The sequence below is a fragment of the Kribbella sp. CA-245084 genome (genome assembly GCF_050942355.1).
Classification (GTDB): Bacteria; Actinomycetota; Actinomycetes; order Propionibacteriales; family Kribbellaceae; genus Kribbella.
In genome coordinates this window covers 2417064-2429558 of record NZ_CP192053.1, presented here as the reverse complement: position 1 = coordinate 2429558, position 12495 = coordinate 2417064, and the positions used below count along the sequence as shown (strand labels likewise).

Genomic DNA, 12495 nt, shown 5'->3' with positions numbered 1-12495 from the left:
CTATGTCTACAGATCTGTCCCGCCGTACGGTTCTCACCGCAGGCCTGGCGGCTGCGGCGGTCGGCGCTCTTGCAGTCAGCGGAGGCCCGGCGGCCGCCGCGGCGACACTTGTTGCCGAGAGCAACTTGACGCCGGAAGGCACCGTTCGCAACCTGCCCGATTCCTTCTACGACCGGCCAGGGCTCGAGGGTATGCCGCGGATCGACTATGCGTCGATGCCGGTGGCCAGCGTTCGAGACCACGGCGCCGTGGGCGACGGCATCGCCGACGACCGTCCTGCGTTCGATGCGGCGCTCGCGGCGCTCGGTACTGCCGGAGGCGTGGTCTACGTGCCGGCCGGGCGCTACCGCTTCGCGCAACCTGCCGCGCCCACCGTCGACTACTGGTTCAAGAAGATCAGCAAGATCCACTTCGTCGGCGACGGCGAAGCCTCGATGATCTGCTTCGAACGGTTCTCGATGTCCGTGCCCGGCACACCCTCCGGCGGTAACGGGTGGGAACTGACGGCAGCAGATTCGAGCATCCGCAGCCTGGCGTTCCAGTGGGGCCCGCACGTCGCGATCCGCCATACCAACAGTTCGACCGCACTGCTGCTCCGCGCCCCCCAGCGGGTGCAGCTGATCGACGTGATGGCCGACCAAGGGCAGCCCAGCATCTGGCTGCCCGACTGTGTGGACAGCTGGATCGTCGATTCCACCGTGCGCAACAGCGGCGCCGACGCCTTCCATTTCGAGAACGCGACGAACTCCGTTCTGGCCTACAACTACGTCGAGAACTGCCTGGACGACGCGTACGCGAACATCCCCGAAACCCGCCGGCCCGCCTCCGCCACCCAGCACGGCGTCCGGATCACGCACAACACCGCTGTCCGGGTGGCCGGCGGCCGCGGGGTCTGCTTCGGCGGGACCCAGCCGGTGATCGAACACAACTGGATCGAGTCGAGCGTCTCGGCGGCGATCTACGCCATCCCGCAGACCGACGCCGGCGACCCGGCCACCATTCCGCGCGGCAAGATCACCGAGGCGGTGATCGCGGACAACGAGATCATCCGCTCGGGCTTCGACAACCGGATCGACAACCTCGGCCTGAACCGGACGACCGGCGGGTACGGCGGAACGCTCGTCGTCGTGGACACGGTCGACGACCTGACGATCGCCCGCAACCGGATCGTCGACTCGGAGTACTGCGACATCGCGTTGGGGCAGAACCACTACAAGGGACTGACCGGCAGCTCCATCACCCTCTCGGGCAACGAACTCAGGTCCTCCCTCGAGACCAGCATCACGGCTGTCAGCACGCTGGGCACAGCACCGGTGACCATTACCGGGCTCAGCGTCGAGGGGAACACGATCCTCGGCGGTGAACTGCCGAGCGTCATGCTCGACGGCGCCATCAAGGATCTGACCTCGTCGGCCAATGTCGTTCGCCGCCCGCCCCGGCGGACATCACTGGTCACCGGCGACCTGACCGGCTATCAGATCGGGGACCAGGAAACAACGACGGATATCTACCGTCACATCCGCCTGGCCGACAACGAGGACACCTGGCACGAGCCGGCCGGCATCGACCTGCGCGGCCTCCGCCACGTCGATGTCCGGTCCTGCGGCGCACGCGGCGACGGAAAGCACAACGACTTGCCGGCGTTCTATGCCGCGGTGAGCAAGTTGCCCGCGTCGGGTGGTGTCATCGACATTCCGCCGGGTACCTACCGGCTCGAACCCGACCCGCAGACCGAGACGTTCCGCGACACCAGGATCAAGCACCACCTTGCGATCACTGACCGTCCGAACGTGCACCTTCGAGGTACGGGCGGTGCGAGCCGACTGGTGATGACCAGTGCCGAGCACGACGGGGTCCGCTTCCTGGGTGTCAACGGCGGTTCGGTCAGCCAGCTGCGCTTCGAGCTCGAAGCTCGGCCACCGATGCGGCGCAACAGAGCACTCGTCGATGTCTCGGGCTGCGACGGATTCGTTGTGTCCGAGCTCGAGGTGACAGGCGGGAGCGGACCCGGAGTACGAGTCGACTCCAGCCGCTCGGTGCTCGTCGAGAAGGTGACCAGCACCGATGCCGGGACCGACGGAATCGCGATCCTCACCTCTCGGCAGGTCCGTGTGCGGAACAACCGCGTCGTGAACCCGCGCGACAACGGCATCGACGTCTCGACCCACGGAACCATCTTCCGTGACGCCCAGCAGATCCGCGTCGAGAGCAACGAAGTCACCGGATCGATCGAAGGCGCCGGGATCGGCGTCAGCGGCGGTACCACGATCACCGTGTCGGGCAACACCATCACCGACACCTACCTCGCCGGCATCCACCTGCACGGCCGGATGGGGTGGGGACTGTTCGGGATCAAGGACGTCGACTTCACCGGCAACACCCTCACCAGAACGAACCGCGGCGCGGGGACCTACACGCCCGGTGCTATCGCGGTGCACAGCATCCGCGAAGGCCTCGGCCAGTCCGACGGAATCGTGAACATCACCGGCAACCACATCGTCGACACCCCCTGGGCCGGGATCTGGGTGGGTGGGAAGTCGCCGGTCAGCGAGCGGATGAGCGAGCTGAACACGCTACGGATCCAGCAGAACGACTACAGCGGGGTGAGCGGCCAGCCGGTCCTGATCGGCGACGACCAGCGCGCCAAGATCGCCAACCTCGTCATCGCCTGACCCATCACCACCAAGGAGTACTGCCGTATGAAGATCGTCGAGGTGGAGACCTTCCGGGTGCCGCCGCGTTGGCTGTTCGTTGCCGTGCGCACCGATGAGGGAATCGTCGGGTGGGGCGAGCCGATCGTCGAAGGCCGGGCCGAGACGGTGCAGAGCGCCGTCGCAGAGATGTCCGACTACCTGATCGGGTCCGATCCACTGCGGATCGAGGACACCTGGCAGGTCCTGACCAAGGGAGGTTTCTACCGCGGCGGCCCGGTGCTGTCGAGCGCCGTGTCCGGGATCGACCAGGCGCTCTGGGACATCGCCGGCAAGGCGTACGGCGTACCGGTGTACAACCTGCTCGGCGGCCCGGTCCGAGACCGGGTCCGCGTGTACGGATGGATCGGCGGGGACCGGCCGTCCTCCTTGGCCGAGGACACCGAGCGCCAGCTCGCGGCCGGACTCACCGCGGTCAAGATGAACGGGTCGGAAGAGCTGACGCCGATCGACACCCCGCACCAGCTCGACCTGCTGGTCGAGCGCGTCACCGCGGTCCGGGACGTCCTGGGTCCGCACCGCGATCTCGCCGTCGACTTCCACGGCCGCTACTCCCCCGCGATGGCCCGGCGCGCGCTCCCGCTGCTCGAGCCGCTGCGGCCGATGTTCGTCGAAGAACCGCTGGTGCCGGAACTGACCGCCGACATCAGCCGGATCGCGGCCGGCACCTCGATCCCGATCGCGACCGGCGAACGGCTGTACTCGCGCTGGGACTTCCGCGAGGTCGTCGGCTCGGGCATCGCGGTCGCACAACCCGATCTGTCCCACGCCGGCGGGATCTCGGAGGTACGCCGGATCGCGTCGATGGCCGAGGCCTGGGGTGTCAGCCTCGCTCCGCATTGCCCGCTCGGACCGATCGCGCTGGCGGCCTGCCTGCAGGTCGACATCGCCAGCCCGAACTTCCTGATTCAGGAGCAGAGTCTCGGGATCCACTACAACACCGACTCCGACCTGCTCGACTACCTTGTCGATCGTTCCGTCTTCGCCACCCGGGACGGCTTCGTGGAGCGCCCGACCCGGCCCGGACTGGGCATCGAGATCGACGAGGGCGCCGTACGCAAGGCCAACGAAAACCCGCACCGCTGGCGCAACGCGATCTGGCGGCACACCGATGGGAGCTTCGCCGAATGGTGACCATACCCGAGATCATCCCGCCCTCCCCGCAGCTGCCGGACGACCCGCAGCAGGCGCGGTCCGACGTACGGCTGCTGACCGAGGGCTCGCTGATCCAATCAGACGGGTACTGCGACCAGCCGTACGTCGTCATCGCGACCGACGGCGCCTGGGTCTGCGTCGTGACCAGCTCGGACAGCCACGAAGGCGACCCGAGCCAGCGCATCATCTCCCGGCGCAGCCTCGACCACGGCCTGACCTGGAGCGAACCCGTCGACGTCGAACCCCGCGAGGGCCCGGAAGCATCCTGGGCGATCCCGCTCGTCCTTCCCGGCGGCCGGATCTACGTCTTCTACACCTACAACACCGACAATCTTCGCGAGGTCATCACCGACACCGGAACGACGCCGAGGGTCGACACGCTGGGCGACATGGTCTTCCGGTACTCCGACGACCACGGCCGCAGCTGGTCGGAGCAGCGCTACACCGTGCCGATGCGTACCTTCGACATCGATCGCGCCAATCCCTACGGCGGCAAGGTCCTGTTCTGGTGGTCGGTCGGCAAGCCGGAGATCGTCGGCGACGCCGTCTACATCTCCGCGTCGAAGGTCGGGGGATTCCGCGAAGAGGGCCTCGGCCTGCAACGCACCAGTGAGGGCTTCGTCGTCCGCAGCGAGAACATCCTGACCGAGACCGATCCGTCGGCGATCACCTGGACCACGCTCCCCGACGGCGACGTCGGCCTGCGCGCGCCTGAGGGAGAGGTCGCCGAGGAGCATAAGCTCGTCGGCCTGTCCGACGGCAGTCTCTACTGCACCTACCGCACCGAGGTCGGGTACGTCGGTGCGGCGTACAGCCGGGACGGTGGGCGCACCTGGACTGATCCCGACTTCGCCCGCTACGCGAGCGGCCTGCCGATCAAGAACCCGCGAGCCGCCACCTTCGTCTGGGACTGCGGCGACGGGCGCTACTTGCTCTGGCACCACAACAACAGCAACACCTGGTTCGGCACCTACCGCAACCCCGTCTGGCTGAGCGGCGGCATCGAGCGCGACGGCGTCATCGAATGGTCTGAGCCCGAGATCGCCTTGTACGCCGACGATCCCCAGACGAGCATGAGCTACCCGGACCTCGTGCACGACGACGACCGGTTCTGGGTCACGGAGACACAGAAGTCGACCGCCAGGATTCATCCGCTCGATCCGGTGCTGCTCGAAGGTTTGTGGAGCCCCAACGTCAGCAAGGACGGGTTGCTGTACGACTCGGTGTCCGCCGACCAGCTGCCCGTGGAGCTGCCGAGGCTGCAGTTGCGCCGCGGCAACTGGCGGGTCGAGGACGCGCGGGCCGGGTTCAGCTTCGACCTCTGGCTCACCGCCGGTAGCCCCGGTCGCATCCTCGCCGAGCAGCGGGACGCGGTCGGGCAGGGATGGATCCTTCGCCAGGTTGACGACGATCGGGTTCAGCTGACGCTCGGCGACGGGCGTCGCGAATGCAGCTGGACCTCTGAGGCCGGCACGCTCCACGCGGATCGTCGTACCCACCTGGTGGCGATCGTCGACGGCGGGCCGAAGCTGATCATGTTCGTCGCCGACGGGCGCCTGCAGGACGGCGGATCGGATCGCCTCTATGGCTGGGGTCGCTTCGATCCGGACCTGCGCGGCGTCACAACCGCCGACAGCGTTCAGATCGACCAATCGGTCGAACGGCTGCGCATCTACGGCCGTCCCCTGCGCATCTCCGAGGCCGTGGCGGCGTTCCGTGCCGGATAGCCCGCTCCTTGCAGAGCTGACCCGGACCCGGCTGATGGCCATCATCCGGGGCGATTCCCCCGAGCAGACCTTGAGATGCATCGAGGTCCTGCTCGAGGGCGGGCTGAGCGTCGTGGAGATCTCGTTGACCGGATCCGGCGCACTCGAGGCGCTGCAATCGGCTTGCAAGGAGTTCGGGTCTGCCGCGATGATCGGCGCCGGAACGGTCCTCACCGACGCCGACGCGTCCGCTGTCGTCGATGCCGGTGCGCAGTACGCCGTGACACCCGCGATCGCCGAAGGTGTCAACGGCTGTGTGCGACTGGGACTGCCGGTCCTGGCAGGGGCCTTGACGCCGACCGAGGTCGTCGCCGGAATGGGCCTGGGCGCAACCGCCGCCAAGCTCTTTCCGGCATCGGCCGGCGGCCCGGCGTACCTGCGAGCCATCCGCGCTCCCCTGCCGCACGTTCCCTTCGTGCCCGTTGGCGGCATCGACATCTCCACCGCCCGGGACTACATCGAGAGCGGCGCTGTCGCCGTCGGCGTCGGCACTCCCCTCCTCGGCGATGCGCCGGCCGGCGGCGATCTCACCGCACTCGCGCGCCGCGTCGCGCAGTACCGCCGGGAGCTGGAACCCCGATGAGCGCACTCCTAACAACGGGAGAGGTCATGCCCGTCCTGCGCGGAACGAGTCCGGGTCCCCTGACAGTCGGAAAACAGTTCGAAGCCTCGATCGCCGGAGCCGAAGCGACCGTCGCAATCGGCGTTGCCCGACTCGGGCACCCGGTCTCGTTCGCAGGCCGGCTCGGCGACGACGCCGGCGGAGTGGAAGGCCCGCGGTCTTTCGATCGGTTACTGGGTGACGACCAAGTGGTCGAGGTTGAACCACCCGGCGTCGGCGGGGCTGTAGAGGACAGCGATCGTGTTGGATCCTGCGTGAAGGTTCACCGGGACGGTTGCGTCGCCCCAGGTGTTCCAGCTCCCGGTGAGCGGCAGTGGAATCTGCTGAGGGGATCCACCGTTCACCGACACCGAAGCGCTCCGGGTGCCAGCCGGACCGTTTGGACCGGCTGCGTAGCGAAGGTCGAGTGTGTAGGCGCCCGCAGACTGGGCCGCGATCCGTTGCATCACGCTCCCCCCGGGTGACGTGAAGCAGGCGAGGAAGCCGGATCCCGTGTACCCCGGATGGTCGGTAGCCAGACACGCACCACCGGCGAGCGTCCCGTCCTCGGCCTCGCACACATCACCGATTCCGCATTGCTGCAACACATCAGAGGAGTTCTGCACAGAAATGTCGTGCCCCTCGGACTTGGCAGCCGCGGTAGCCGTGAACCGATAGTTGCCTTGAGCAAGGTCGGCGGACGTGGTCACCGTGTACTGCGCAACCACGCTGTGTCCGGCGCCGAGCGCAGGCACGTTCGGGCAGGCCACTGCGTTCGTACCGCCACAGGTGATGGTGAAACCCGGAGCCGGTTCGCCGGCCGCGGTGTAGACAGCAAGACCAGTCTGGACCTTGCGATCGACCTGGTTGCCGCCGTTGGTGAATGTGACCGGGACGGTGTAGGTGCTCCCGGCCTGAACTGCGCTCGGGGCCTCGAGCGAGACCTGCTGCGGTTCGGACGAGGACAGGTAGATGCCGTACGCATCGTGCTTCGACTGGAAGTCGAAGGGCACGGCGACCGTATCGCCGTCGACTTCGACGTCCTGGCTGAAGACGACCTGGCGCGCGAAGAGCGGGCCCTGGTCCGGGATGCGATAGACGGTGGCGTGGACGAGTCCGTTGCGCACCAGCCACGGTGTCGAGGACAGGCCCGTGAAGTTCACCGCCATCGGCGCGACGTACCCGCCCTGGATGTCACCGATCAGTGCGACGGCCCGCTTCTCCGCGGGATCCTCGGACGCCGAGATCGCGGTCGACCCGACTTGTGCGGAGGTGGAGACGAGCGTCCCGGTCAGGTCGGCGTAGGTTCGCATGGCCCACCAGTTGCCGTTCGGCGCCCAACCGGCCGGGGTCTTGGTGAGCAGCCCCGTCAGGTTCGGGATCGTGCAGCAGATCCAGTTCCCGCGCATGGCATTGGCGTAGTTCGACTGTGCGAGCCGGGCGTCGTACCAGGCAGTGTCGCCGGCGGTCTGCCTGTCTGCCGGCTGGTACTCGTTCGCCGAGAGCGGCCGCTGAGCGATTCCATTGGTATCCAGCGCGTCGGTCAGCGACTGGCTGACCGTCACCGGGTCGTCAATATCCCCTTCGTCGTGATTGGTGATCTCGTCGGGGACTGTGCCGGCCGCCTTCGCATGGGCCAAGAAGGTCTGCCATTCTTCCGGACGCCGCTCAGGGGTGTAGGCGAACGAAGGGCCGGCGATCTTTGCGTCGGGGGCAATGCGACGGATCTCGCGATAGGCGCTGTCCCACATCTGGAAGTACTGGGCCGTATTCACTCCCGGCCGCCAGAAGATGCTGAGGTCCGGCTCGTTCCAGATCTCGTAGGTGAAGTGCTGGTGAGCTGCCTGGAGCTGGATGACGGTCGCGTCGATGAAGCTGATCCAGTTGCTGCAGTCGCCGTTGGTGCACGGCCACAGGGTGCTCGCGGGCGCACCGCCGGTCGAACCGAACACGTCGCTGAGCAGGACCTGGTACTCGAACTTGTGACGTGGCGGCTGCTGCAACCGCCTCGCCTCGGCGAGGACCGCGTCGATGTTGGCCTGCGTGGCCGCTCCGAACGTGAACTGGTCCTTGATCCAGCCGCCGGAATACCAACCGCCGCTGCGAAACGCGTTGAGCTTCAGCGGGTCGATGAACTGATCGGACGGTTGTAACCCGTCCTGCGTGACGCCGTAGAGGACGCCGAGGCCGACGCCCGCAGACCGCTTCGTCTTTGCGGACAGGTCGACGCTCAACTGCTTCGCGCCTGAGGCCTCGACAGCCGTGTCCGCCGACGCGGGCTTCTTCGTACCGACCAAGAGCGCAGCCGCGACGAGAAGCACGCCGAAGATTGCGAGTCCCTTCCTACGGCGCAGTCTTCGGGTCTGCGCCGTCGCGGCGACAGTGCCGCTGCGGCGCACTCCGTTCGATAGATGTCCTTGACTGGGTGACATGGTTCTCCTCTTTCGATGACGGACGTCGCAGGCACACCCAGGTAAGGGAAGTTCTGGGTGGTGTGCGGGCTCGACGACGAGCCGACCATCACGACCGGGTACTCGGTCACGACTCGGCTCTGTCGTCGTCGAATCGATTCGATGAACAGTTCGACGAACATAACTCGAATCACGCCGGGCAACAAGAGGCTGGCAACCTTGCGATCGGACCAGCGCGGCGACTCAGCGGGTACTGCCGCGATCGACGATCTCGGCGGCCACGAGCCGTGTCCCATGCGGACCTGCATCGTCTCCGTGGGCGATGCGCTCCGTCAGCTGCGCGATGGCGACCTTCCCAAGGAGCCGAGGCGATGACTCGATGGCGGTGTAGGGCAGCGAGAACCATCGAGCGAAGTCTCGAGAGTAGAGGCTGACGACCGATAGATCGTCGGGCACTCGCACGTTCCGTTCGTGCAGCAAGCGCGGTAGTGCGGCGACCGACGCATCGTTGTGCATGATCAGCCCGGTAGCGTCCGGGCTCTCGTCGAGGATCTCGTGGAGGTTCGCGTCGATTGCCGGCTGTTGGGACTCCCCGTAGCGAGCGGTCAGCTTCAGGCCGATCTCGGACGCGCGCTGAACGGCAGCGTCACGGAACCGCCAGGAGTAGGTGCCACCTCGCTCGAAGACATGCCGCGGCGGTGATACCAGCACGACATCGCGGTGTCCGAGGTCGAACAGGTGGTCGACGAGATTGCGTGCGGCGGCCGCGAAGTCCAGGTCCACGACGTCCAAGCCGCGCGTGTCACCGGGGAGTCCGACCAGGACGCCTGGCTGATGGGTGGCTCGCAGGGCGGCGACCCGCGGGTCGCCGTCGATGACATCCAGAAGGATCAGGCCGTCGACCATTCCGGACTCAGCCGCCCGCGTCAGGGCTTCAGCTCCGTCGTTCTCCGTCATCATCAGGATGTCGTAGCCGAGCGTGCGGGCGGTCTCCGTAATCGGCAGGATGTACTGCAGCATCGCCGGCGCGAACTCATCCTCGTGGAACTGGACCAGCAACCCCAGGACACCCGTCTGCGCTGTCCGCAAGGATCGTGCACCTGCGTTCGGGGTGAACTTCAACTCCTTGATGGCGTCGTCCACCCGGCGGCGGGTCTCCGGCGAAATCGACCGCTTCCCCGAGAGCGCATAGGAAACCGTGCTGCGGGAGACTCCCGCCACCCTCGCAACGTCACCAATGGTTGCCAAAACGCTTCTCTTTCCTCACGACAGCACCTGCGTAGGTTCACCGCTCCGACCGCCGTCCGACGCCGAGCACCGGCACCAACTCTCGAGAGTATTGCAGCACGCACCCACCGACGGTCGCCGAACATCTGATCGAACCGATTCGATTCATTCTTGCACTTCAGCGGGTCGACATCACAGCAGAGTTGACCCGGCGCGAATGTAGGCGTCGTGTGTGGGTCTGTCTCCGATGGACAGATGCCAGGACGCCATCTGGATTGTCAGTGCGAACAGCCAGGCCCTCGTCCGTTCCCGTTCGAGCCCGAGCCGGTCGGCCAGTGCATCGACTCGTGCGGTCGTGGCGGAGTCGTGCATGTCGTGCAGGAGAAACATCGCGACGTCGAACGACGGGTCGCCGGCCATCGACGAGGGGTCGATCGCCAGCCAGCCCCGTCCCGACAGGAGGACGTTGCGCCGATGGAAGTCGCCGTGGAGCAGAACGCCAGGAGCCGTGGATCCAGGCAGCGAGGTGAACAACTCTGCCGCCTCACGGAACGGTCCAGGATCAACGACGTCGCCAAACTGGTCGGCACGAGCCTCCATGACTCGAACCCGCTGGACGGCTGCCTCGGCCAGGGGCTGGAGACCAGCGACCGGAAGAGTGACCGCCCAGAGTTGGGACAGGACCTCGACGGCCACTCCATCGGCCTCGTCCGGCGGCAGATCCGCCGCGTCAAGGCCCGGCACGCAGCACTCCATCAAGGTCGCCCGGATCGCAGGCTCATGGGCAAAAAGTCGCACCGCGCCCCTCCCTGCCCATACCTGCAGGGCCGTGACATGGTCGTGGTGGATCGGCAGCGGAACGGTGATCTGGAGCACCGCCAGGCCTCCGTCACCCAGTCTCACCGGCGCCGTCCAACTCGAATCACCACCCGGCTCGAACGCGGGCAGCAACGTCAACTCCCACCGGGTCACGCACTCCGCGATCAGCTCCGGCAAATCCTGCAGCCATGCCGGGCCGGCCGAATGATAAGAGCGGATCCGTTCCGCCAAGGACGCCGGCACGATACCCCCGACGCCTCCAAGCCTGCCGTCGTTCACCTCGACGCCTTTCGCACGTTCAGCGCGGGGCACGTTACATACGAGGATGCAGGGACGCCATCGAATTAGACTCCCGGTACTCCGGGGGCATGGCAACACCGGCCCCGGCGAGCGCCGCGCGGCGGCTGGCGCAGAAGGTGAGGGGACGAGCACGTGCGTGCGCACGGCTCGGTGGTCTGGCATCTCACACGGCCTCTCGCCGACCAGGTGACAACCACCTGAAGTTGCTGAAGGCAACGTTGCGACAGCACCTGTCGGTTCCGGTCAGTGCGACGTCGACGGCGTACCCCCTCGGCCTGCAAGCCGGTGCGCAGTCCCGCCTGCAGTCGCTGCTCGTCCTCCCGGCTGAATGCACGTTCAGCAAGGATTCAGCCGGTTGGACCTACGGTCGCGGAGTGGTCGCAATCGAAGCCGTTGGCCTCACCAAGCGGTACGCCGGGTGACGTGGTCGGTCAGAACCTCGACACCGGCGGAGCGCTCTGGGTCGCCATCGCCGTACCGACGCTCCTCGGTGCAACTGCCCTACTTACCCACAGGAGAACCCGATGAAGACCCACTTGCCTCTCGCCCTGGCCGCGGTGATCACGTTCACCGTGCTGCCCGTCACGACCGCCGCCGCGCACACCACCTGCGCCTTGCCGGTCTTCGGACCCGGCGCGAACTACCACCCCCGCATCGTGCCCTCTCAGTTCACGGCGAACGTCACCAACCCGTGGTACCCGCTCAAGGTCGGACGGGCCCTGATCTACACCGGTGTCCGCGAAGACCAAAACGCGCTGGACATCGTCATCACCACGCCGCGGACGAAGGTGATCGACGGCGTCCGCGTCCGAGTGGTCTCGGATCGGCTGTATCTCGACGGTGTCCTGAGCGAGCGGACAAGCGACTACTTCGCACAGGACCGCTGCGGCAACGTCTGGTACTTCGGCGAGGACACCGCCGAGCTCGACGCCCACGGGCACGTCGTGAGCCGCGAAGGCAGCTTCCACGCCGGCGTCGACGGCGCCCAACCCGGCGTGTTCATGCAGGCAACTCCACAGCTCGGCCGCAAGTTCCGCCAGGAGTGGTACGCCGGTCACGCCGAAGACGTCTTCCAGGTCGTCGCCCGGAACACGGCCGTCACCGTCCCGCTCGGCACCTTCCACCACGCCCTGCGAACCGCGGAAACCACCCGTCTGGAACCCGACACCCTCGACAACAAGTACTACGTCCACGGCATCGGCGAGGTCACCGAACAAGCCGTCAAAGGCCCCACGGAAGTACTCCGCCTCGTCGCGATCATCCCCTGAGGCCGGCCCCTGACGCTTGGATGGGTGGCCGGGAGTCGCGAAGATGATCCGGTGGACATTCGGGTCCGATCTGTCAGCTTTCCACGAGGGCCGGTATTCCTCGTTGGACGGGTATGCCGATGACGTCGTCGAGGTCTGCGCCGCACTCGACCTGAAGGGCGCGGTCTTCGTCGGTCACTCGGTCAGCGCGATGGTCGGCGTACTCGCGGCCGCCAAGGCTCCAGATCGCGCGTGATC

10 protein-coding genes are annotated in these 12495 nt (G+C 66.8%); 7 read left to right on the top strand and 3 right to left on the bottom strand.

Annotation, left to right across the window (positions count from 1 at the left end; genetic code table 11):
• Window positions 1–2 precede the first annotated feature (2 nt).
• Genes ACQPYH_RS11835 through ACQPYH_RS11820 form a run of 4 tightly spaced genes read left to right on the top strand, consistent with a single transcriptional unit; the run spans window position 3 to window position 6215 of the window.
• On the top strand, window positions 3–2672 hold the full coding sequence (locus ACQPYH_RS11835; RefSeq protein WP_432890019.1) for a right-handed parallel beta-helix repeat-containing protein: 2670 nt from the start codon (window positions 3–5) through the stop codon (window positions 2670–2672).
• 27 nt (window positions 2673–2699) lie between these two features.
• Window positions 2700–3845, top strand: coding sequence for a galactonate dehydratase (gene dgoD, locus ACQPYH_RS11830; RefSeq protein WP_432890017.1), 1146 nt, complete (start codon window positions 2700–2702; stop codon window positions 3843–3845).
• A complete protein-coding gene (locus ACQPYH_RS11825) occupies window positions 3839–5593 on the top strand; it encodes a sialidase family protein (protein ID WP_432890015.1) in 1755 nt (584 codons plus the stop codon). Before dgoD ends, ACQPYH_RS11825 begins: the two co-directional genes overlap by 7 nt.
• Window positions 5594–5627: 34 nt before the next feature.
• Entirely contained in the window at window positions 5628–6215 is a 588-nt protein-coding gene (locus ACQPYH_RS11820; RefSeq protein ID WP_432890013.1) for a bifunctional 4-hydroxy-2-oxoglutarate aldolase/2-dehydro-3-deoxy-phosphogluconate aldolase, read from the top strand.
• Between the two features lie 209 nt (window positions 6216–6424).
• Here the strand turns inward: ACQPYH_RS11820 and ACQPYH_RS11815 are convergent, their stop codons facing one another.
• The 3 genes from ACQPYH_RS11815 to ACQPYH_RS11805 form a co-directional block, all read right to left on the bottom strand.
• Window positions 6425–8554, bottom strand: coding sequence for a CBM35 domain-containing protein (locus tag ACQPYH_RS11815; RefSeq protein ID WP_432890011.1), 2130 nt, complete (start codon window positions 8552–8554; stop codon window positions 6425–6427).
• A gap of 333 nt (window positions 8555–8887) precedes the next feature.
• The gene (locus tag ACQPYH_RS11810) at window positions 8888–9865 is read right to left on the bottom strand and encodes a LacI family DNA-binding transcriptional regulator (RefSeq protein WP_432890009.1); all 978 of its coding nucleotides are present in this window, start codon (window positions 9863–9865) and stop codon (window positions 8888–8890) included.
• Between the two features lie 198 nt (window positions 9866–10063).
• A complete protein-coding gene (locus tag ACQPYH_RS11805; protein ID WP_432890007.1) occupies window positions 10064–11152 on the bottom strand; it encodes an aminoglycoside phosphotransferase family protein in 1089 nt (362 codons plus the stop codon).
• Here ACQPYH_RS11805 and ACQPYH_RS11800 point away from each other — a divergent pair.
• The 3 genes from ACQPYH_RS11800 to ACQPYH_RS11790 all read left to right on the top strand — a co-directional run bounded on the left by ACQPYH_RS11800 (window position 11059) and on the right by ACQPYH_RS11790 (window position 12493).
• Window positions 11059–11412 (top strand): hypothetical protein, encoded by a 354-nt coding sequence (locus ACQPYH_RS11800; RefSeq protein ID WP_432894704.1) that lies wholly within the window; start codon window positions 11059–11061, stop codon window positions 11410–11412. The two genes, ACQPYH_RS11805 and ACQPYH_RS11800, sit on opposite strands and share 94 nt — an antisense overlap.
• 102 nt (window positions 11413–11514) lie before the next feature.
• Window positions 11515–12258, top strand: a complete 744-nt coding sequence (locus ACQPYH_RS11795) for a hypothetical protein (RefSeq protein ID WP_432890006.1) — start codon at window positions 11515–11517, stop codon at window positions 12256–12258.
• Window positions 12259–12301: 43 nt separating this feature from the next.
• Window positions 12302–12493, top strand: a complete 192-nt coding sequence (locus ACQPYH_RS11790; protein WP_432890004.1) for an alpha/beta fold hydrolase — start codon at window positions 12302–12304, stop codon at window positions 12491–12493.
• The last annotated feature ends 2 nt before the right edge of the window (window positions 12494–12495 follow it).

Bases quoted from the DNA above. Each gene is read 5' to 3' on its own strand.
- ACQPYH_RS11805 (WP_432890007.1), bottom strand. From the start codon at position 11,152: ATGCCAGACCACCGAGCCGTGCGCACGCACGTGCTCGTCCCCTCACCT.
- ACQPYH_RS11800 (WP_432894704.1), top strand. From the start codon at position 11,059: ATGGCAACACCGGCCCCGGCGAGCGCCGCGCGGCGGCTGGCGCAGAAG.
- ACQPYH_RS11820 (WP_432890013.1), top strand. From the start codon at position 5,628: ATGGCCATCATCCGGGGCGATTCCCCCGAGCAGACCTTGAGATGCATC.
- ACQPYH_RS11790 (WP_432890004.1), top strand. From the start codon at position 12,302: ATGATCCGGTGGACATTCGGGTCCGATCTGTCAGCTTTCCACGAGGGC.
- ACQPYH_RS11825 (WP_432890015.1), top strand. From the start codon at position 3,839: ATGGTGACCATACCCGAGATCATCCCGCCCTCCCCGCAGCTGCCGGAC.
- ACQPYH_RS11795 (WP_432890006.1), top strand. From the start codon at position 11,515: ATGAAGACCCACTTGCCTCTCGCCCTGGCCGCGGTGATCACGTTCACC.
- ACQPYH_RS11835 (WP_432890019.1), top strand. From the start codon at position 3: ATGTCTACAGATCTGTCCCGCCGTACGGTTCTCACCGCAGGCCTGGCG.
- dgoD (WP_432890017.1), top strand. From the start codon at position 2,700: ATGAAGATCGTCGAGGTGGAGACCTTCCGGGTGCCGCCGCGTTGGCTG.